The following is a 21,140-nucleotide window of genomic DNA, read 5'->3' on the forward strand; positions in this document are numbered from 1 at the left end:
GCCGTCACCGCTTCAGCACGATGCCCAGCGCCAGCGGGATCGAGTAGAGGAAGGTTTGCGGATCGACCCGCCACTGTTGGCCCAGCAGCGCCGGCGCGATCGCCTTGCGGTGGCGCAGCCGGTGCAGCAGGTCGGCGACGAAGCTGCGCCGCAGCCCGCTGACGGTGCGCCGGTTGGCGGCGCGGTGCGGTTCGCTGAGCTTGAACAGGCGCGGCAGCGCCTTCTGGTACTTGATCTCGTGGTGCAGCCGCAGCAGCGACTTCTCGGTGCCCCAGCCGGAGCCGGAGAAGATGTTGACGCCGGCGCCGTAGCGGCACTCGCACTGCGCGGAGAAGGCGATGCGCCGGGTCAGCGTGCACAGCTCGAGCCAGAACAGGTAGTCCTCGCCGGCGTAGACGAACTGCTCGCGGAAGCGCAGCAGCGGGAAGCGGGCGTGGCGGTACACCACGGTCGAGGTGCCGATGATGTTGCCCATCAGGATCTGGTCGAACATGTCGCCGGCGTAGGCGTGCAGCTGCGCGGCGCCGGCCAGCGCCGGATGCTGCGCCGGCGTGATGCGGCCGGCGCGCTGGAAGGCGCTGACGCTTTGGTCGAGCTGGAAGTGGTCGGCGAAATAGAAGTCGTGGCCCTGCCCCAGCGCCGCGCGGGCGCGCTCGATGTGGTCGTCGGTCCATTCGTCGTCGGAGTCGAGGAAGGCGACGTACTCGGTCCCCTCGGGCACCTCGGCCAGGCCGCGGTTGCGCGCCGCCGCCGGGCCGGCGTTGGCCTGCTCGACGATACGGATGCGCGCGCCCTGCCCGGCCGGCAGCGCGGCCAGCTCGGCGCGCGCCGGCACCGGCGAGGCGTCGTCGACGACGATGATGTGGTCGGCGCCGGCGCCGCCCTGCGCCAGGATCGAGCGCACCGCCTTGAGCAGGATGCCCGGGCGGGTCTGGTAGTACGGGATCACCACCGCCAGGCGCTCAGCCGCGCGTTCAGCCACGCTGTCAACCACGCTGTCAACCACGCATTCAGCCACGCTGTCAACCATGGCGGTCCTCGTGCTGTTGATACCACTGCTCCAGCATCATCAGCACCCAGACCATGGTGCCGTGGTAGCCGGCGTGCTCGCGCAGGTGCTGGCTGAGCAGCTGTTCGATGAAGGCCGGCCGCACCACGCCGCGCTTGGCCAGCGAGTGCAGGCTGGCGCCGGCCAGCTCGCGCAGGCCGGCGTGGTCCTGCAGCCAGACGCCGAACGGCAGGCCGAAGCCGTGCTTCTGCTTGCTCAGGATGGCCTCGGGCAGGAAGCCGCGCAGCGCCTCCTTGAAGAAGTAGCGCAGCTGCGTGCCGTTGAGCTTTTGCGCCGGCGTCAGGCGGGTCGAGAAGGCCACCATGGCGTCGTCGAGGAAGGGAAAGGCGACCTGCATGCCGGCCAGCTCGCAGGCCTTGACCACCTTCGGCAGGTCGTTGTCGGCCAGGGTGATTTTCAGGTCCAACGCCATCATGCGGTTGATCAGGCTGCGCGCCTCGCTGCGGCCGTAGGTGGCGCTCAGGCTGGCCAGCGGCGCGCCGGCGTCGGTCTGCGCCAGGAAGTCGTCGCTGAACACCTGGCTCGGGCCGTAGCGGCCCAGCAGGTTGTAGGTTTCCAGCCGCGCCGGCATGGCCACCGAGGCCTGCGCGATGTAGCTGTGCGCCTTGCGCGTCAGGTACAGGCGGTCGCGCCCGGGGAAGTGGTTGACGGCCGGCTCCAGCGCCCGCCGCAGCAGGCGCGGCAGCCGCTCGTAGCGGGCGAACACGCTCTGCTTGGCGTAGCGCTCGTTGCCGCCGAACAGCTCGTCGCCGCCGTCGCCGCCCAGCAAACGCTCGATGCCGTCGGCCTTGGCCAGCCTGGCGCAGTAGTAGGCCGGCACCGCCGAGGCGTTGCCGAAGGGCTGGTCGAACACGGCGCCGATTTTCGGGATGGCGTCGACCACGTCCTGCGGTGTGACGTAGTAGGCGTGGTGCTCGGTGTGGAAATGGTCGGCGGCGATGCGGGCGTAGGCCGACTCGTCGTACTCGGGCGCGTCGAAGCCGATCGAATAGGTGCGCGCCGGCGCGCCGCTCACCTCGCCGAGCACGCCGGCGATGGTCGAGCTGTCGGTGCCGCCGCTGAGGAAGGCGCCGCTGCGGGCGCCCTCGGCGGCCTCCTTGACGCTGCTGCGCAGCACCTGGCGGAACTGCTCGCGCAGCTCGCCGAACGGCGCCCCGCCCTGCTCCTCGAAGGCGATGCGCCAGTAGCAGCGCTGCTCGACGCCGCCCTGGCGGTAGTGCAGGTAGTGGCCGGCCGCCATGCGCTGCTGCCCGTGGTAGACGCTGCCCGGGCTGGGCACCATGTGGAAGTAGACGTAGTTGTAGATGCTCTGCGGGTCGATCCGCGCCGGCGCGGCCGGATGGCGGCGCAGCGCGTCGGCGGTGGAGGCGAACACCAGCGTTTCGCCGCTCAGTTGCCAGCTCAGCGGCAAGGTGCCCATGCGGTCCAGCGCCAGCAGCGCCTCGCCGGCCGCCTCGTCGATCAGGCACAGGGCGAAGGAGCCGGCCAGCTGCTGGCACAGCAGCTCCGGGCCCTGGCGCCACAGGCCGGCCAACACGCGGCCCAGGCCCTCGCCCTGGGCCTGCTGCGCCAGCGTGGCGTCGCGCAGGCGCGGCCGGCCCCAGATCGCCAGTTGCACCTGGCCGACCCGCAGCAGCAGCGCGGCGCCCGGCGTGGCCGCCACGGCGACGGCGCTGAGTTTGCCGACGTGGCAGTGCAGCGCGGCGTCGTCGAAGCGCTGCATCGGCACGGCCATGGCGTGGAGCAGGCCGCGCTGGCCGTCCTCCTGGCCGCCGTGGCCGATCCAGCCGCAGATGCCGCTCATCGTCGCGCTCCTCGGTGCAAGGCGGGGTTCAACTGTGGGTGTGGCTTCGGGTGTAACATCGGCTCTCCTTCAAGCGATGCCGCCGGCCAGCGGCCGGCGGGCAATTCAGACCAGCACTTCCAGCGCCGCCGGATGGCCGAGGAAGGCCTGCGGACTGGCGCTCCAGCCGTAGGCGCCCGACTGCAGCACGGCGACCAGGTCGCCGGGGCCGGCCACGGCCAGCTCCATCTGCTCGGCCAGCAGGTCGAGCGGGGTGCACAGCGGACCGACCACGGAGACGCGCTCGCGCGGCCCGCCGGCGACGCGGTTGCCGACCACCACGGGATAATTCTTGCGGATCACCTGGCCGAAATTGCCCGAGGCGGCCAGGTGGTGGTGCAGGCCGCCGTCGGTGACCAGGAAGACCTTGCCGCGCGACTCCTTGCGCTCGATCACACGGCAGACGTAGACGCCGGCCTCGGCCACCAGGTAGCGGCCCAGCTCGATGTCGATGCGGGTGCCCGGCAGTTGCTGGCGCGCCGCCGCGACCACGCCGTGCAGGTGGCGGCCGACGGCGTCCAGGTCGAGCCGCTGCTCGCCGGGGAAGTAAGGCACGCCGAAGCCGCCGCCCAGGTTCAGCGTGCGCAGCTGGCCCGGCCAGTGCGCCGCCAGGCGCACCGCCAGCGCCAGGGTCTGGTCCTGCGCCTCGGCCAGCGCGGCGGCGCTCAGGTTCTGCGAGCCGCTATAAATATGCAGGCCGCGCACCTCCAACGCCAGCTGGGCCGCCTCGGCCAACATGGCCGGCACGCGCTCGGCGTCGACGCCGAACTGCTTGGCGCCGCCGCCCATGCTCATGCCGGAACGCTGCAGCTCGAAGTCGGGGTTGACGCGCACCGCCACCAGCGGGCGGATGCCGAGCCGGGCGCCGATGGCGGCGATGCGCCGCATCTCCTGCTCGGACTCCATGTTGAGCACGCAACCGGCGGCGATGGCGCAGCCGAGCTCCTGGTCGCGCTTGCCGGGGCCGGCGAAGCTGATCTCGAGCGGCGCCATCGGCGTGTCGAGGGCGACGCGCAGCTCGCCGCCGGAGGCGACGTCGAGGCCGTCGACCAGGCGCGCCATGTGCTGCACCACGGCCGGCATCGGGTTGGCCTTCATCGCGTAGTGCAGGTGCACCTCGGCCGGCAGGGCGCGGCGCAGCTGCGCCACGCGCTCGCTCAGCTGGGCGCGGTCGTAGGCGTAGAACGGCGTCTGGCCGACCCGCTCGGCCAGCCGTGCCAGCGCCATGCCGCCCAGTTGCAGGCTGTCGTCGCGCACCGCGAACTGGGTCAGCGCGGCGTGCCGCGGCGGCGGGCGCGGCGGCGCGGCGGGCGCCGCCGGGGCCGGGGCCGCGGCCGCGGCCGCGGCCGAGACCGGATTCGCGTCCGCCCCGCTCACTGCTCCAGCTCCGCGAAGACGGCGAGGAACTGCAGGCTGAGCTGCTTGCGGTCGATCTTGCCGTTCGGGTTGCGCGGCAGGCTCTCCGGCCAGATGACGATCTTCGCCGGCAGCATGTAGCCGGGCAGCTCCGGGCGGCAGGCCGCCAGCAGCTCCTCCGGGGTCAGCGCGTCGCCGTCGCGCACGCTGGCCACCACCACGATGGCCTGGCCCAGCGCCGGATGCGGCACGCCGAAGGCGGCCGCCTCGGCCACCTGCTGGCGCGCGTACACCACCTCCTCGATCTCGGCCGGGCTGACCCGGTAGCCCGAGGTCTTGATCATCTCGTCGTTGCGGCCGATGAAATAGAGGAAGCCCTCGGCGTCCTTGCGCACGGTGTCGCCCGACCAGACGGCGATCTCCGGCAGGGTCAGGCCGGCGACGCGCGGCGCCAGCACGCGGTAGCGCAGCGCCGTGTTGACCGGGTCGTTCCAGTAGCCCATGCCGACCAGCGCGCCACGGTGCACCAGCTCGCCCGGCTCGTCGGCGTCGCACTCGCTGCCGTCCGGCCGCAGCACCATGATCTCGGCGTTGGGAATGGCGCGGCCCATCGAATCGGGGCGCCGCTCCAGCTCCTCGGGCGGCAGATAGGTCGAGCGGAAGGCCTCGGTCAGGCCGTACATCAGGAAGGGCCGCGCCGCCGGCAGGGCGCGGCGCAACGCGTCCAGGGTCGGCCGGGGCATGGCGCCGCCCGAGTTGGTCAAATAGCGCAGCGTGCAGTCGGCCGGCCAGTTCAAGCCGGCCAGCTGGCGCCACAACGGCGGCACGCCGGCCAGGCCGGTGATGGCCTCGTCGCGCACGGCGCGCAGCACGTCCTGCGGCAGCAGGTGGTTGAGCAGCACCACGCAGGCGCCGGCGCGGAAGCCGGTGGTCAGCTGGCTCAGGCCGTAGTCGAAGCTGAGCGGCAGCAGCGCCAGGATGCGGTCGGCCGGCGAGTTCTCCAGGTAGTCGGCGACGCTGTGGGCGCCGGCCACCAGGTTGCGGTGCGACAGCACCACGCCCTTCGGCTTGCCGGTGCTGCCCGAGGTGTACATGATGGCGGCCATGTCGGCGTCGACGCAGCGGTGCGGCGCCACGGCGCCGTCCGCCAGGGCGCTGGCGGCCATCAGCTCGTCCCAGCCGCGCAGGCGCAGGCCGGGCAGCTCGGGCCACTCCGGCGGCGCGGCGCCGGCGGCCAGCCCGGTGAGCAGCACCAGGCGCAGCGCGGGGCAGCCGGCCAACGCCGGCTTGAGCAGGCGCAGGCGCTCGACCGAGGTGACCAGCACGGCGACGTCGCAGTCGGCCAGGATGTAGGCGACCTGCTCGGGCTTGAGCAGCGGGTTGACCGGCACGAAGCTGGCGCCGGCCGCCGCCGCGCCGAACATGGCGGTGACGTTCTCCGGGTTCTTTTCCAGGTACACCGCCAGGCGTTCCTGCCGTCCCAGGCCCTGGCGCAGCAGCGCGCCGGCGGCGCCGCGCACGGCCTCAGCCAGCGCGGCGTAGTCGAGCCGGCGGGCACCATGCACCAGCGCCTCGGCGGCGGGCGCCCGGCGCGCCGCCTCAAACAATAGATCGTGCACCAGTTGACTCATTCGACACCTTATCAAGTCCGCGATTGCGACGGGGCGGCGGCGCGGGGCCGGCGCATTCAATATCAAAAACACAATGATAATCACGTATGGTACGCGGCCCGCGTTGGCCTGTAAAGAAACTTAGTTGCAAAAACGACAGTTTCAATTTTACTACGCAAACACCCCATCCTGAGGCTATACTCATGGCAGCGCAACATCATGATCTGGCGCACGGTGCGACCGTGCGCCCTTTGATTCCGATCCAGGCAGCACCAGACAGATGGGGTTCCATGAACAGCTTTGATGTCGACGCGCCCCTGTCGCTGGACGCCGCCGTCTCACCGCGCCAGCCCAGGGCCGCCGTCCCCTCGCAGCACGCCGCCGACTACCCGCGGCCGGCGCTGCCGGTCACGCCGGTGCTGTCGCTGGCCTCGCTGCGCCGGGGCGGCGCGCGCCGCGTGCCGTCCATCCTCGACGCCGGCCAGCTGCGCCTGGTCACCAGCGGCCGCATCGCCATCGCCCTGGCGCTGCGCGAAATGGGCATCGGCCCGGGCGCCCGCGTGCTGCTGCCGGCCTACCACTGCGCCTCGATGGTCGAGCCGGTGATCTGGTGCGGCGCCGAACCGGTGTTCTACCGCATCCGGCCGGACGCCTCGGTCGACCTGGACGACGTCGCCGCCAAGCTCGACGCCGACGCGCGCCTGCTGATGGTCACCAACTACTTCGGCTTTCCACAGCAGCTGCACAGCATCCGCGCCTTCTGCGACGGCCACGGCCTGCGCCTGCTGGAGGACTGCGCCCACTCCTTCCTCGGCGAGCACCAGGGCCGCCCGCTGGGCAGCTTCGGCGACTACGCCATCGCCAGCAGCATGAAGTTCTTCCCCATGTACGAGGGCGGCTGCCTGGTCTCGGCGCGCCACGACCTGGGCGGTGTCAAGCTGGCCTCGGCCGGCAGCGGCTTCGAGGCCAAGGCTCCTGCTCAGCACCCTGGAGGAGGCCTTCGCCTACCGCCGCCTGCCGCTGTTGAAGGCCCTGTGCGGCCTGCCGCTGCGCGCCAAAAGCCTGCTGTGGAACCGCATCAAGGCGCGCCACGCCGGCGCCGGCGCGGCGCTGGCGCCGGACTCCTCGGACGGCGGCTTCGGCTTCGATCCGGCCTGGCTCAACAAACGCTCGTCCTATTGCGCGCGCCTGCTGCTCAAGCTGGTCTCGCGCGAGCGCATGGCCGCGCTGCGGCGGCGCCACTACCAGCGCATCGCCGCCGCCGTCGCCGGCCTGCCCGGCTGCCGCCCGCTGTTCGCCGAACTGCCCGACGGCGTCTGCCCCTGGGTCTTCCCGTTGCTGGTCGACGACCCCGAGCCGGTGTTCGACGCCCTCAAGCGCGCCGCCGTGCCGGTGATCCGCTTCGGCGAATACCTGTGGCCCGGCGTCGACGCGACGGTCTGCCCGGTCAGCGTCGACCTGTCGCGCCGGGTGCTGCAATTCCCCTGCCACCAGGAGCTGCGCGAGACGGAGCTGGCCTGGATGATAGCCCAAATCACATCGGTGTTACGTCAACCAAGGAAGCCAACATGAGCTGGATCATCCTGCCCGCCAGCGCCTTCGAGGGCTACAAACAGCAATGGCGCGAACTGAACGCCGCCAGCGCCGCCTCGCCGCTGCTCGACCCCGACTTCGTCACCCCGCTGCTGGCCGAATTCGCCAACGGCCAGGAACTGCTGGTCTGCTACGTGCGCGACCGCGCCACCCTGTTGATGGGCATCGTGGTGCCGCGCCGCCGCGGCGTGTGGGAGACCTTCCAACCCTCGCAGGCGCCGCTCGGCATCTGGCTGCAGCGCCCCGGCGTCGACGCCGCGCCGCTGCTCGACAGCCTGATGCGCCAGCTGCCCGGCACGCCGCTGATCTTCGGCCTGACCCAGTGCGACCCCTGGCACGGCCCGCGCCCGGCCGACAGCGCGACGCAGAACAGCATCGACTACATCGACACCGCCCACATCACGGTCGAGGGCGGCTTCGACGACTACTGGGCGGCGCGCGGCAAGAACCTGCGCGCCAACATGAAGAAGCAGCGCGCCAAGCTGCACAAGGAGGGCATCGTCGCGCGCCTGCAGATCAGCCGCGCGCCCGAGGAGATGGCCGAGGCGGTGCGCGACTTCGGCCGGCTGGAAAGCGCCGGCTGGAAGGCCGGCCTGGGCACCGCCCTGCACGGCGACAACGACCAGGGCCGCTTCTACCGCGCCATGCTGGAGGCCTTCTGCCGGCGCGGTTGCGCCAGCGTCTACCGCTACTGGTTCAACGAGCAGCTGGTGGCGATGGACCTGTGCGTCGAGGGCAACGGCATGATCGTCGTGCTCAAGACCAGCTACGACGAAAGCGTGCCCTCGGGCCTGTCGCCCAGCCTGCTGATGCGCGAGGAGTGCTGCCGCCTGTTCTTCGAGCAGGGCCGCTTCGGCCGCGTCGAGTTCTACGGCAAGGTGCTCGAATGGCACACCCGCTGGACCGAGGAGATCCGCACGCTGTACCACCTGAACCACTACCGTTGGCCGGGACTGGTGCGCCTGCACCGCTTCTCGCGCCGCTCCCCCTCGCTGCTCGGCCAACTGCGCGCCCGCCTGGCGCCGCGCGCGGCGCCGGCCGGCCCCGTCAGCAGTCCTTTGGAGTAGACATGTATCTTGGTGAAGTCAAACACATTCTCGGCGCCGTGCTCGGCCTGGGCCAGCGCAGCGCCGAATTCGACGCCGACACGCCGTTGCTGGGCGAAGTGCCCGAACTCGATTCCCAGGCGGTGGTGGTGCTGATCACCGCGCTCGAGGAGCAGTTCGGCATCGAGGTGCACGACGACGAGATCGGCGCGGCCACCTTCGCCACCGTCGGCAGCCTGGCCCGCTTCGTCGAGGCCAAGCTGGCATGACGCGGTCCGCCGCCGCGCCCGGCGCCCTGCCCTTCTTCCTACCGGCCGAGGCGGGCGAACGCTTCTGCCTGTACCACGCCCCCGCCGGCACCTGCCGTGGCGCGGTGCTCTACCTGCACCCCTGGGGCGAGGAGATGAACAAGTCGCGCCGCATGGCCGCGCTGCAGTCGCGCGCGCTGGCCCAGCTGGGCTACGGCGTGCTGCAGCTCGACCTGTACGGCTGCGGCGACAGCGCCGGCGACGCCGGCGACGCCCGCTGGGAGATCTGGCTGGCCGACGTGGCCGCCGGCGCCACCTGGCTGCGCCAGCGGCTGGACCGGCCGCTGACCCTGTGGGGCCTGCGCCTGGGCGCCCTGCTGGCGCTCGCCTACGCGCGCGCCGCGCCCGGCGTGGCGCAGCGCCTGCTGCTGTGGCAAACCCCGGCCAACGGCGCCGCCCTGCTGACCCAGTTCCTGCGCCTGAAGATGGCCGGCCAGCTGCTGGCCGAGGGCGCCGCCGAGGACAACAGCAGCGCCACGCTGCGCCGCCAGCTGGCCGGCGGCGCCACGCTGGAGATCGCCGGCTACGCGCTGGCGCCGCCGCTGGCCGCCAGCCTCGACGCGCTCGACGCTGCCGCGCTGGCCGTCACCGGCTGCCCGGTGCACTGGCTCGAGGTGACGCCGCGCGGCGGCGGGACGCTGATGCCGGCCTCGGAGCGGGTCGCCCAGGCCTGGCGCGAACGCGGCGTCGACCTGCACTGCCACCCGCTGGGCGGCGCACAGTTCTGGGCGACCCAGGAGATCAGCGAAAACCCGGCCCTGCTCGACACCAGCTGCGCCATACTGGCCTAGGACCACCATGCCCTTCGACGAACACGCCCTGCAATTCTCCTGCGACGACGCCGCCCTGATCGGCATCCTCAGCCGGCCGCGCCAGGCCGCCACGCGCGGCGTGCTGGTGGTGGTCGGCGGGCCGCAGTACCGCGCCGGCAGCCACCGCCAATTCACCCTGCTGGCGCGCGCGCTGGCCGCGCAAGGCATCCCGGTGCTGCGCTTCGACTACCGCGGCATGGGCGACAGCGAGGGCGCGGCGCGCGACTTCGAGGCGGTCAGCGCCGACCTGCGCGCCGCCATCGACGAATTCTTCCGCCAGGTGCCGACGCTGCGCGACGTCGTCCTCTGGGGCTGTGCGACGGCGCCAGCGCCGCCCTGTTCTACGCCGCCGGCGACCCGCGCGTGGCCGGCCTGGCGCTGCTCAACCCCTGGGTGCGCAGCAGCGCCGGCTACGCCCGCGCCACGCTGCGCCACTACTATCTGGCGCGGCTGCGCCAGGGCGAGTTCTGGCGCAAGCTGCTGGGCGGCCGCTTCGACGTGCGCGCCGCCGCCGCCTCGCTGCGCCAGTTGCTGCAGGCCAGCCGCGCCGGCGCGCCGGCCACGGCGGGCGCCGCCGGCCTGGCCATGCCCGGCAACGAGGCGCTGATCGGCGGCGCCCGCCTGCGCGCCGGCGCGGGCGCCGACAGCAACACCGGCAACGGCAGGGGCGCCGACAGCGGCGGCGGCGCCGGCCAACAGCAGGCGCCGGCACCGCGCGCGGCGGCGGCGGCCGACATCAGCGCCCCGGCCGGCGCCGCCGCCCTGCCGCAACGCATGCTGGCCGGCCTGCGCTACTTCCCCGGCAAGGTGATGTTCATCTTCAGCGGCAACGATTTGACGGCAAAGGAATTCCTCGACATGGTCGATTCATCGAAACACTGGCGGCGCCTGCTGGCGGCACCGCGCATCCGCCGCCATCTGCTGGCCGATGCCGACCACACCTTCTCGCGCGCCGCCTGGCGCGACGAGGTGGCGCGCCTGACCGCCGACTGGGTCCGCTCATGGTGAGGAGCGTGCTGATGATCGCCTTCCACTATCCGCCGATGCGCGGCAGCAGCGGCATCCAGCGCACGCTGACCTTCAGCCAGCACCTGCCGCAGCACGGCTGGCAGCCGCTGCTGCTGTCGGCCCACCCGCGCGCCTACGCCAACAGCGGCGCCGACCAGCTGGCCGAGATCCCGGCCGGCATGGTGGTGCGGCGCGCCTTCGCCCTCGACACCTCGCGCCACCTGGCCGTCGGCGGCCGCTACCCGCTGCTGCTGGCCCTGCCCGACCGCTGGGTCACCTGGCTGCTCGGCGCCGTGCCGGCCGGCCTCGGCCTGGTCCGCCGCCACCGCCCGGCGCTGATCTGGTCGACCTATCCGATCGCCACCGCCCACCTGATCGGCCTGGCGCTGCACCGCCTGACCGGGCTGCCCTGGGTGGCCGACCTGCGCGACCCGATGACCGACCACGACTACCCGGCGCATCCGCTGACGCGGCGCGTCTACCGCTGGATCGAGCGGCAGACCATCGCCCGCTGCAGCGTCGCCGTGTGCACCACGCCGGGCGCGATCCAGACCTACCGCGCGCGCTTCCCCGAGATCCCGGCCGAGCGCTACGCCTTGATCGAGAACGGCTACGACGAGGCCAACTTCGCCCAGGCCGGCGACGACGCCGCGCCGGCCTGCCACGGCGGCGCGGCGGCCAACGCCGCCGACTACGCCGACACCAGCACCGCGCCGGCGCCGACGCCTACCCCGGCGGCGCCGCTGACGCTGGTGCACAGCGGCGTGATCTACCCGTCCGAACGCGATCCCCGGCCGCTGTTCGCCGCGCTGGCCGAGCTGCAGCGCGCCGGCCACATCTCGCCGCGGCGCCTGCGGGTGGTGCTGCGCGCCACCGGCCACGACGACTACCTGCGCCCGCTGCTGCGCGAATACGGCATCGAGCAGATGGTCAGCCTGGCGCCGCACATCGCCTACCGCGCCGCGCTCGGCGAGATGTTGGGCGCCGGCGGCCTGCTGGTGCTGCAGGCGGCCAACTGCAACCACCAGATCCCGGCCAAGCTGTACGAATACTTCCGCGCCGGCCGCCCCATCCTGGCGCTGACCGACGCCGCCGGCGACACCGCCGCCGCCCTGCGCCAGGCCGGCATCGACACCATCGCCCAACTCGACTCCCGCGAAGACATCATGCACCAGCTACTCCGCTTCCTCACCCTGGCCGAAGCCGGCCAGGCGCCGCTGGCCAGCGCCGCCGCCGTCGCCGCCAGTTCGCGCGCGGCGCGCAGCGCCCAACTGGGCGAGCTGCTCGACCGCGTGGCCCTGCGCCCGCAGGCGGCCGGCCGCGTTCCGCCGCGCGCCGGCAGCAAGGAGGGCGCGCCATGACTGCCGCCCTGCCGGCCCGCGCGCACAACACACGCGGCGCCCGCCACCGCCCGGCCGGACGCCTGGCCGCAAGCCTGGCCGCAAGCCTGCTGCTGGCCGCCAGCCTGCTGCTGCCGGCCGCGCCGGTGTTCGCCGCCAAAAAATTCTGCGGCGAGCTGAGCGCCTCGCTCGGCCCCTTCGACTACCGCAAGGCGGAGTTCGCCAACACCCTGGCGATGGTCGACCAGGCCCACTTCACCGAAGAGGTGGCGCAGGGCGTGCGCGGCAACACCAGCACCATCGGCGCCGACATCAGCTACGCCCTGCACGTCTTCCCCAACCACATCCCCGCGCTGGAGGCGATCGACACGACCAGCTGGCGGCAAAAGGCGGTGCAACTAACCGGCGCGAAGTATCCGACCGAGTGCTACTTCGACCGCGCCATCCGCTTCGCGCCGGACGACGGCAGCGTGCGCGCCGCCTACGCCAACTTCTACCATCGGCGCGGCCGTGGCGACGAGGCCTTCGCCATGTTGGTCCAGGCCGTCGCCCTCGCGCCGGACAACAACGCCATCCAGTACAACATGGGCCTGGCCTACCTGCGCCGCAAGGACTATCCGAACGCCCTGCTGCACGCCCGCCGCGCCTATGAACTGGGCGCCGGCGCCGGCGACCTGCGCGACAAGCTGAAAGCCGCAGGAGTATGGTCCGACCCGCCGCAATGATGGCCCTGGCTGTGCGCCGCGTGCTGGCATTGGCGCTGCTGGCGGCACTACTGTGGTCGTTGTCGGTGTATCCGGCCTACGTGCCGGCGCTGGCCGCCGGCCTGGCCGCCTACGCCGCCCTGCTGTGCTGGCGGCCGGCCTCGTGGCTGCTGGTGGTGCCGGCCCTGCTGCCGGTGTTCGACCTGGCGCCCTACACCGGCTGGTACTTCCTCGAGGAGCTCGACCTGCTGCTGCTGACCACCGTGGTGGTCGGCTACTGGCGCGCGCCGGCCGGCGCGGCGGCCAGGCCGGCGCTTGCCGGCGCCCCGGGCCGGCAAGCGCGCGCGGGCGAGCCGGCGGCGCCGCTGCGGCTGCCCGGCGCGGTGCGCCTGGGCGTGCTGCTGGTCGGCGCCAGCGTCGCCGTCGCCGCCTGGACCGGCGTGCAGCCGCTGCCGCCGCTCGACGCCAACTCCTTCGCCAACTACCTGAGCCCCTACAACAGCCTGCGCGTGGCCAAGGGCTTCGCCTGGCTGCTGCTGCTGTACCCGCTGCTGCGGCGCGACGCCGGCCGCGACAACCTGGCGCGCTACTTCGTGCCGGGCATGCTGCTCGGCCTGGCCGGCGCCAGCCTGGCGGTGGCCTGGGAGCGCGCCGTCTTCCCCGGCCTGCTCAACTTCTCCAGCGACTACCGCCCCACCGCGCCGTTCTCCGCCATGCACACCGGCGGCGCCGCGCTCGACGCCTATCTGGCCATGGCCCTGCCCTTCGTCGCCTGCTGGCTGCTCGACCGCCACGCCCGCCGCCGCCTGGCCGCCGCCCTGCTGCTGCTCGGCCTTGGCGTGTACGCCGGCCTGGCCACCTTCTCGCGCGACGTCTACCTGGCCTACGCCTGCTCGGCCGCCATCATCGGCCTGCTGGCCCTGCAGCGCTGGCGCCGCCAGGGCGAGCTCGACGCCCACAAGACCGGCTGGACGCTGGCCCTGGTGGCGCTGGCCGCGCCGCTGTTGCAGGCGGTGTTCGGCAGCAGCGGCTACCGTGGCCTGGGCGCCGCCCTCGGCCTGCTGGGCGCCGCCGCGCTGCTGGCGGCCGGCGGCCGGGGCCGCTGGCCGCGCGCCTGGCTGGCGGCCGGCGCGCTGGCGCTGCTGCTGCTCGACCTGGCCTGCTACCTCTACCTGCGCCAGGACGCCCCGCCCGGCACCGACAAGGGCGCCTACCTGGCCTATGCATTGTCGGCCGGCGTGTTCGCGCTGGCCCTGCCGCTGTCGCTGCGCCGTGGCGGCGGCGACCTGTCGCTGGCCGCGCTGGCCCTGCCCGGCCTGGCGCTGAGCACCGTGCTGGTGGCCGAGCACTGGGGCGGCGCGGCGGCGCGCCCCGCCGCGCTGGCCGTGGTCGCGCTGGCCGCCGCGCTGGCGGCGCTGCGCTGGCGCCGTGGCGCCGCCCTGTGGACGCTGGACCGGCGCAGCATCGCCGCCGGCCTGTGCTGCGCCATCGCGATGGCCATCGCCATCCCGCTGGCCGGCAGCTACTACCTGGGCAGCCGCTTCTCGACCGCCTCGGGCGACCTGGCGGTGCGCCTGGGCCACTGGGACGAGGCGCTGCAAATGATGGAGCCGGACCCGCTCACGCAGGCGCTGGGCATGGGCTTGGGGCGCTACCCGGCCACCTACCTGTGGAACACCAAGCACGGCGAGCGGCCGCCCACCTTCCGCTTCGCCGAGGAGGCCGGCCGCACCTTCCTGCAGCTGTCGGTGTCGCGCTACCAGGGCGGCCACGGCGAGGAGTTGCGCATGCTGCAGCACGTCGCGCTGCGCCACGGCCAGCCCTACCTGCTGTCGCTCGACGTGCGCCGGCGCGACAACGCCACCGGCATGACGCTGGCGGTGTGCCAGCGCTGGCTGCTGTATCCGGTCAACTGCGCGGTGGCGCCGCTGCGCCTGCGCCCGGCCGACGGCAAGTGGCAGCACTACCAGGTCGGCCTGAACTTCGATCCGCCCGAGCGGCGCTGGCCGCTGCGCGCGCCGACCCAGTTCGAGCTGTCCATCGACGGCGGCAACGCCGTGCTCGACGTCGCCAACCTGAGCCTGGCGGCGGCCGACGACGGCGCCGAGGCGCTGGCCAACGGCGCCTTCGCGCGGGGCAACGACCGCTGGTTCTTCAGCAGCGACCACAACCACTTCCCCTGGCACGTCAAGAATTTCGTCGTCAACCAGGTGTTCGAAACGGGATGGTGCGGCCTGGCCGCGATGGCCCTGCTGCTGCTGGCCGTGGCCGCCGACCTGCTCAGGCGCGGCCTGGCCGGTGAAGACAAGGCCGATGCTGCGTCGGCCGCGGTCTATCTGGCGGCGCTGGCCGGCGCCATGGCGGTCGGCCTGTTCGACAGCATCGTCGACGTGCCGCGCCTGACCCTGCTGCTCGGCCTGATCCTGCTGGCCGCCACGCTGCGCCCGCCGCGCCAGGGAACGCCGCGCCTCAGTCGGCGCCGCTCCGGATCGACAGCCGCGCCATCAGGTCGTACAAGGTCGGACGGGTGACGCCGAGCAGCTCGGAGGCCTTCATGATGTTGCTCTCCGAGCGGTTCAAGGCGTTCAGCACGGCGCCGTACTCGGCCTGGTCGCGCACCTGGCGCAGGTTGAGCGGCTCGGCCGGCGGCAGCACGCCGGCCAGGCCCAGGTCGGCGGCGGCGATCATCGCGCCGTCGGCCATGATGACGGCGCGGCGGACGCAGTTCTCCATCTCGCGCACGTTGCCCGGCCAGCGGTGCGCGGCGATGGCGCTGAGCGCGTCGTCGCCGAAGGCCAGGCCGGGGCGCTGCTCGCGGGCGCAGAACAGGGTCTTGAAGTGCTGCGCCAGCAGCACCGCGTCGCCGACCCGCTGGCGCAGCGGCGGAATGGCGATGACGATCTCCGACAGGCGGTAGTACAAGTCCTCGCGGAAGCGCCCGGCGGCGCTGAGCTCCTGCAGGTTCTGGTGGGTGGCGCAGACCACCCGCACGTCGACGGCGATCTCCTCGCGCCCGCCGACCCGCTCGATCACCCGCTCCTGCAGGAAGCGCAGCAGCTTGGCCTGCAGCGCCATCGGCAGGTCGCCCACCTCGTCGAGGAAGAAGGTGCCGCCGTGCGCCAGTTCGACCTTGCCCTTGGTCTGCTTGACGGCGCCGGTGAAGGCGCCGCGCTCGTAGCCGAACAACTCGCTCTCGAGCAGGTTCTCCGGGATCGCCGCGCAGTTGATGGCGACGAAGCGGCCCTGCTGGCGCGCGCTCATCTGGTGCAGCGCGCGCGCCAGCACCTCCTTGCCGGTGCCGCTCTCGCCGAGCAGCATCACCGAGGCCGAGCTGGGCGCCACCTTCTCGATGCTGCGGCACAGCTTGAGCATGCCGGGGTCGCGGCTGATGACGCCGGCCAGCGGCTGCTCGGCCGCCCGGCTCTGGCTCAGCCGCAGGTTCTCGGCCTGCAGCTCGTGCAGGTAGAAGGCGCGCTGCAGCACCAGGCCGAGCATCTGCGCGTCGGCCGGCTTCTGGTGGAAGTCGTAGGCGCCCTGCGCCACCGCCTTGAGGGCGTGGGCCGGGTCTGGTTGCCGGTCAGGACGATGACCTTGGTGGCCGGCGCCAGCGCCAGGATCTCGCCCAGCGTGGCCAGGCCTCGGTGGCGCCCTCCGGGTCGGGCGGCAGGCCCAGGTCCATCAACACCACCGCCGGTTCGTGGCGGCGCAGCTGGGCGATGGCGCCCTCGCGGTCGCCCGCCACCACCACCTGGTAGGCGTCGAAGCTCCAGCGCAGCTGTTTTTGCAGGCCGGGGTCGTCCTCGACCACCAGCAATATCGGTTTGTTCGGTTTCACCATGTTCCCTATCGATTCTATGCGGCCTGCGAAACGGCGGCGCGCTCGCTGCGGTACAAGGGCAGGCGCAGCACGAAGGTGCTGCCCCGGCCGGGCGCGCTGGCGACCTCCATGCGGCCGCCCAGCTGCGCGATGTATTCCTTGCTCTCGAAGGCGCCGATGCCCATGCCGGCCGACTTGGTCGAGTCGAAGGGCTTGAACAGGCGCTCGCGGATGAAGTCGGCGCTCATGCCGCTGCCGGTGTCGCTGACCTCGATGCGCGCCACGCCGTCGGCGCGGGCCAGGCGCACGCTGACGGCGCCGCCGCGCGGCGTCGCCTCGATGGCGTTCTGGATCAGGTGGCCGAGCACACGCGCCAGCCGCTCCGGGTCGGCCAGCACCTCGGTGGCGGCGTCGGCGTCGGCGATCAACAGCGTCGGGCGCGGCTCGAAGGCGTCCTTCAGCGCCACCGCCTGGCGCAGCACCTGCGCCAGCGCCAGCGGCACGGCGCGCTCGGGCGTGTCGCCCCGGCTGAGCTTTTGCAGCAGCCGCTTCATCTTCTGCACGGCGAAGTCGACGGTCTCGCGCATGTCCTGCTGGAACTCCGGATTGTCGCGGTGGCGTTCGGCGTTCTGCATCAGCAGCGACAGCTGCGACACCAGGTTCTTCAGGTCGTGCACGACGAAGGTCGACAGCCGGTTGAAGGAGTCGAACTGGCGCGCCATGCTCAGCGCGGTGGCCGCCTCGCGCTGCGCCAGGTAGCTGGCCACCTGGCTGCCGGCGATCTTCAGCAGGTCGATGGTTTCCCAGTTCAGCTTGACCGGCTGCGGCGGCTGCAGCAGCAGCACGAAGCCGGACAACTGGCCGTGCAGGATCAACGGCAGCACCAGCCAGGCGCGCGGCACGGCCGGCAGCCAGGCCGGCAGCGCCACCGCGCCCTCGGCGCCGGCGGCGTGGCCGGCCACCTCGAGCAGCCACCGCTTGTCGCCGAGCAGGCGGCAGAACGGCGAGTCGGCCGCCTCGTCGTCGGCCGGCAGCGGCATGTGCCAGTGCGCCGCCGGCTCGCAGCGGCCGTTGTCGCGGCGCAGCCACAGCGCGCCGGCCGGGCTGCCCACCAGCGCCGCCACCGCCTCGATGCTGCGGCTGCCCAGGTCCGGCCCCGGCTCGGAGAGCGCGCGCGTCAGCGCCAGCCACTCCTCGCGGTAGTCGTAGTGGTAGCGGTAGAAGTGTTTGTTGATCTGCACCTTCAGGCCGGCGCGGAAGCGGCCGGAAAACAGGATGCCGGCCAACAGCAGCACGGCGCCGAACAGGAAGACCAGCTGCATCATCGCGCCCCAGCTGCCGCCGACGTAGCGCAGGTAGTAGGCGGCCGCGCCCATCGCCAGCAGATAGCAGGCCGAGCCGAGCAAGGTGGCCGAGTGCAGCAGCGCCAGCCGCGACAGCGCCAGCTGCGGCGCCGACGCGGCGCTGCGCGCCACCGCCACCGCCAGCAGCGGCGCGCTGAGCGCGTAGACCACGCCGCGCGCGCTCCACAGCTCCGGGTTGAGGGCGCGGAACAGCAGGGCGTCGCTGTACAGGTAGAAGTCGTAGACGAACATCGCGCCTATGCCCAGGCAGGCGTATTTGATGGCCCAGCGTTGTTGCGCCGGGGTGCTGCGGTAGAGCTGCTCGACGAGCAGCATGCCCAGCATGGCCATGGCCAGGCGCAGCATCACGGCGGGCAGGAAGGCCAGCGCCGCCCCCCAGCACAGCGGCAGCAGGGTCAGCGCCGCCGCCACCGCGTAGGCCAGCGCCAGCGCGGCGCCGCCGCCGCGCCACCACGGCTGGCCGGGGCGGCGCGCCAGCTGGCCGGCCAGCGCCAGCAGCAGCAGGCTCCAGCCGGCGTTGCGCGCCAGCTCGAGCGCCTCGAGCAGGGCCGCCGGCACGCCGCCGGCGCGCTCCTGCCAGGCCAGCGCCGCGCTCCAGGCCAGCATCAGCGCGCTGGCCGCCAACAGCGGCCGGCCGTGCGGGTGGCCGCGCCACAGCAGCGCCAGCGCCAGCGCCAGCAGCAGGAAGGCGGCGCCGGCGATGGCGTAGCTGAACTGCGCGACCTCGGCCGCCATGCCTAGCGCCCGGCGCCCAGCAGCACCACCTTGACCGTGTCGATCAGGATCAGGATGTCGAGCAGCAGGCTGTTGTTCTTCACGTAGTACAGGTCGTAGCGCAGCTTCTGCACCGCGTCCTCGACCGAGTCGCCGTAGCCGTAGTGGACCTGGGCCCAGCCGGTGATGCCGGGCTTGAGGCAGTGCCGCACGTTGTAGTAGGGCACGCCCTCGGCCAGCAGGCGGACGAAGTGCTGGCGCTCCGGACGCGGCCCGACGAAGCTCATCTCGCCCTTGAACACGTTCCAGATCTGCGGCAGCTCGTCGATCCGGGCGCGGCGGATGAAGTGGCCGACCCGGGTCACCCTCGGGTCGTTCTTGGCGGCCCACTGCGGCTTGCCGTCGCGCTCGGCGTTGAAGCCCATGCTGCGGAACTTCCAGACGTGGAAGGCCTTGCAGTCCTTGCCGATGCGCTCCTGCCGGTAGAACACCGGCTGGCGGTCCTCGGCGTAGATGCACAGCGCCGTCAGCAGCATCACCGGCAGGGTCAGCAGCAGCAGGCACAGGCTGACGGCCACGTCGAAGCTGCGCTTCATGAAGGTGCGCAGGGTGGTCTGGTCGAAGCCGCCGCCGTACACCAGCCAGCTCGGCTGCATCGACTCGACGCGGATCTGGCAGGTCTCGCGCTCGAAGAAGGAGTCGGCGTCGATGATGCGGATGCCCGACATTTTGCAGTTGAGCAGCTCGTCGGTGGGGAACGGCCCGCCGCGCCGGTTCTTCACCGAGACGACGATCTCGTCGGCGCCGTGCTGGCGCGCCAGCGACAGCAGCGAGGTCGCCGCGTCGAGCTGCAGCAGCTGCTGCGGCGCCACGCAGGACGGCTCGGCCGGCACCGGGATGAAGCCGATGATGTGGTATTTGCGGTAGCTCTGGCGCAGCGCCAGCTCGCCGATCTCGTTGGCCAGCTGGCCGCTGCCGAGGATCAGGATGCGCGACTTGAGGAAGGCCGAGTCGGACGTCTTGAGGAACACCACGCGCACCAGGGCGATGCCGCCGGCCGCCACCAGCAGCACCATCATCAGCGTGCCGCGGTCGATGTACAGGCCGGGCACGGTGTCGAGCACCAGGGTGAGGATGCAGAAGCCCATGACGAAGGCCGGCGCCAGTTGCAGCAGCAGCGGTTTGAGCAGGCCGGCGCGGAAGTCCAGGTGGTACATGCCCAGCGTGCCCATGCTGAACACCATGGCGACGGCGAACACGCAAGCCGACAGGAAGGCGTGCTCCAGCTTCGGCAGGATCAGCGGGCTGTCGTGGAAGAAGCGCAGCCCGGCGCCGGCGTAGAAGGAGCCGACCAGGATCAGCAGCTCCAGCACCAGCAAACTGGAGACCGCCTTCGATACGTAATGGTTGAATATTCGGTACATCTTCGTCTCCCCGCCTGGTGGGCGGCAGTCAAACAGTGCTTGTACGACGCCGTGGCATGCCCGGTGTCACCTTGAGTGCGCCGGCGCCAGCCGCCGCACATACCAATCCATCGCCTCGCGCAGCCCCTCGGACAGGCGGTGCGTCGGCGCGTAGCCGAGCAGCGTGCGCGCCTTCGAGATGTCGGCCTGCGAGTGGCGCACGTCGCCGGCGCGGAACGCGCGGTACTGCGGCCGGTGCTCGTGCACATGCGGGAAGCGCTCGGCCAGCAGCCGGCACATCATCTGGTGCAGCTCGTTGAGCGTGGTGCGCTCGTTGAGGGCGACGTTGTAGACCTGGTTGACCGCCTCGGCGTTGCCGCTCAGCGCGGCCAGCAGGTTGGCCTGCACCACGTTGTCGATGTAGCAGAAGTCGCGGCTGCTCTCGCCGTCGCCGTTGATGTGCACGGTGTCGTCGTTGATCAGCGCGGCGACCCACTGCGGGATCACCGCCGCGTAGGCGCCCTTCGGTCCTGCCGCGGGCCGAACACGTTGAAGTAGCGCAGGCCGATGCTCTCGACGCCGTAGCAGCGGGCGAACACCTCGGCGTACAGCTCGTCGGCGTACTTGGTCACGGCGTAGGGCGACAGCGGATGGCCGATCTGCGGCTCGACCTTGGGCAGGGCCGGATGGTCGCCGTAGGTCGAGCTGGAGGCGGCGTAGACGAAGCGCTTGACCTTGGCGTCGCGCGCCGCCACCAACATGTGCAGGAAGCCGGTGACGTTGGTCTCGTGGGTGGCGATCGGGGCCCTCGATCGAGCGCGACACCGAGCCCAGCGCCGCCTCGTGCAGCACGTAGTCGACGCCCTGGCAGGCGCGGGCGCAGTCGGCCGCCAGGCGGATGTCGCCCTCGATGAAGCGGAAGTCGGCCCAGGCCTGCGCGCCGACCCGCTCGCGCACCAGCTCGAGGTTGTCGGCGAAGCCGGTGGCGAAGTTGTCCAGCCCGGTGACGCGCTGCCCCAACAGCAGCAGCTGCTCGAGCAGGTTGGAGCCGATGAAGCCGGCCGCGCCGGTCACCAACCAGTGGTACTTGTGGCCGCGCAGTTGCTGCTGGACGGATTCGAATTGGCTCATCGAGGCGGTTCCTTGGAGTCGT

At 72.2% G+C, this 21,140-nt stretch carries 14 protein-coding genes and 3 pseudogenes; 9 read left to right on the plus strand and 8 right to left on the minus strand.

All coding sequences use genetic code 11. The annotated features are described in order from the left end of the window. Positions 1-4 precede the first annotated feature (4 nt). From QC826_RS15765 to QC826_RS15780, 4 genes are all read right to left on the minus strand, one after another. Entirely contained in the window at positions 5-1,030 is a 1,026-nt protein-coding gene (locus QC826_RS15765; protein ID WP_279761496.1) for a glycosyltransferase family 2 protein, read from the minus strand. Further along, entirely contained in the window at positions 1,023-2,873 is a 1,851-nt protein-coding gene (locus QC826_RS15770; protein ID WP_279761497.1) for an asparagine synthetase B family protein, read from the minus strand. The genes QC826_RS15765 and QC826_RS15770 overlap by 8 nt, the downstream gene beginning before the upstream one ends. A 105-nt stretch (positions 2,874-2,978) precedes the next feature. After that, the gene (locus QC826_RS15775) at positions 2,979-4,184 is read right to left on the minus strand and encodes a pyridoxal-dependent decarboxylase, exosortase A system-associated (protein WP_279766505.1); all 1,206 of its coding nucleotides are present in this window, start codon (positions 4,182-4,184) and stop codon (positions 2,979-2,981) included. Between the two features lie 101 nt (positions 4,185-4,285). Further along, a complete protein-coding gene (locus QC826_RS15780) occupies positions 4,286-5,899 on the minus strand; it encodes an acyl-CoA ligase (AMP-forming), exosortase A system-associated (protein WP_279761498.1) in 1,614 nt (537 codons plus the stop codon). A 515-nt stretch (positions 5,900-6,414) separates the two neighbouring features. Here QC826_RS15780 and QC826_RS15785 point away from each other — a divergent pair. The 9 genes and pseudogenes from QC826_RS15785 to QC826_RS15825 form a co-directional block, all read left to right on the plus strand. After that, a pseudogene (locus QC826_RS15785) lies at positions 6,415-6,732 on the plus strand (aminotransferase class I/II-fold pyridoxal phosphate-dependent enzyme); the annotation flags it as partial. Positions 6,733-6,808: 76 nt separating this feature from the next. Continuing rightward, positions 6,809-7,450 carry a hypothetical protein gene (locus QC826_RS15790; RefSeq protein WP_279766642.1) on the plus strand — a complete coding sequence of 214 codons (642 nt, stop codon included), beginning with the start codon at positions 6,809-6,811 and terminating at the stop codon, positions 7,448-7,450. After that, positions 7,447-8,538 (plus strand): GNAT family N-acetyltransferase, encoded by a 1,092-nt coding sequence (locus tag QC826_RS15795; protein WP_279766506.1) that lies wholly within the window; start codon positions 7,447-7,449, stop codon positions 8,536-8,538. Before QC826_RS15790 ends, QC826_RS15795 begins: the two co-directional genes overlap by 4 nt. A gap of 2 nt (positions 8,539-8,540) precedes the next feature. Continuing rightward, a complete protein-coding gene (locus QC826_RS15800; RefSeq protein WP_093383467.1) occupies positions 8,541-8,786 on the plus strand; it encodes an acyl carrier protein in 246 nt (81 codons plus the stop codon). Continuing rightward, positions 8,783-9,616 carry a hydrolase 2, exosortase A system-associated gene (locus QC826_RS15805; RefSeq protein ID WP_279761499.1) on the plus strand — a complete coding sequence of 278 codons (834 nt, stop codon included), beginning with the start codon at positions 8,783-8,785 and terminating at the stop codon, positions 9,614-9,616. The genes QC826_RS15800 and QC826_RS15805 overlap by 4 nt, the downstream gene beginning before the upstream one ends. A gap of 7 nt (positions 9,617-9,623) precedes the next feature. Beyond that, positions 9,624-10,244 (plus strand): serine aminopeptidase domain-containing protein, encoded by a 621-nt coding sequence (locus tag QC826_RS15810; RefSeq protein ID WP_313872610.1) that lies wholly within the window; start codon positions 9,624-9,626, stop codon positions 10,242-10,244. A gap of 412 nt (positions 10,245-10,656) precedes the next feature. Beyond that, positions 10,657-12,006 (plus strand): glycosyltransferase, encoded by a 1,350-nt coding sequence (locus QC826_RS15815; protein WP_279761500.1) that lies wholly within the window; start codon positions 10,657-10,659, stop codon positions 12,004-12,006. Next, on the plus strand, positions 12,003-12,710 hold the full coding sequence (locus tag QC826_RS15820; protein WP_279761501.1) for an ABC transporter permease: 708 nt from the start codon (positions 12,003-12,005) through the stop codon (positions 12,708-12,710). The genes QC826_RS15815 and QC826_RS15820 overlap by 4 nt, the downstream gene beginning before the upstream one ends. Further along, the gene (locus QC826_RS15825; protein WP_279761502.1) at positions 12,707-15,220 is read left to right on the plus strand and encodes a hypothetical protein; all 2,514 of its coding nucleotides are present in this window, start codon (positions 12,707-12,709) and stop codon (positions 15,218-15,220) included. Before QC826_RS15820 ends, QC826_RS15825 begins: the two co-directional genes overlap by 4 nt. Here QC826_RS15825 and prsR read toward each other — a convergent pair. From prsR to QC826_RS15845, 4 genes and pseudogenes are all read right to left on the minus strand, one after another. Then, positions 15,159-16,527, minus strand: a pseudogene (gene prsR / locus QC826_RS15830) (PEP-CTERM-box response regulator transcription factor). The gene QC826_RS15825 and the pseudogene prsR sit on opposite strands and share 62 nt — an antisense overlap. A 14-nt stretch (positions 16,528-16,541) precedes the next feature. Further along, entirely contained in the window at positions 16,542-18,605 is a 2,064-nt protein-coding gene (prsK, locus tag QC826_RS15835) for an XrtA/PEP-CTERM system histidine kinase PrsK (protein WP_279761503.1), read from the minus strand. Between the two features lie 2 nt (positions 18,606-18,607). Then, entirely contained in the window at positions 18,608-20,008 is a 1,401-nt protein-coding gene (locus QC826_RS15840; protein WP_279761504.1) for a TIGR03013 family XrtA/PEP-CTERM system glycosyltransferase, read from the minus strand. A 66-nt stretch (positions 20,009-20,074) separates the two neighbouring features. Further along, positions 20,075-21,118: pseudogene (locus QC826_RS15845) on the minus strand (SDR family oxidoreductase). Positions 21,119-21,140 lie beyond the last annotated feature (22 nt).

The organism is Rugamonas sp. DEMB1, assembly GCF_029834475.1.
Taxonomy (GTDB): Bacteria; Pseudomonadota; Gammaproteobacteria; order Burkholderiales; family Burkholderiaceae_D; genus Rugamonas; species Rugamonas rubra.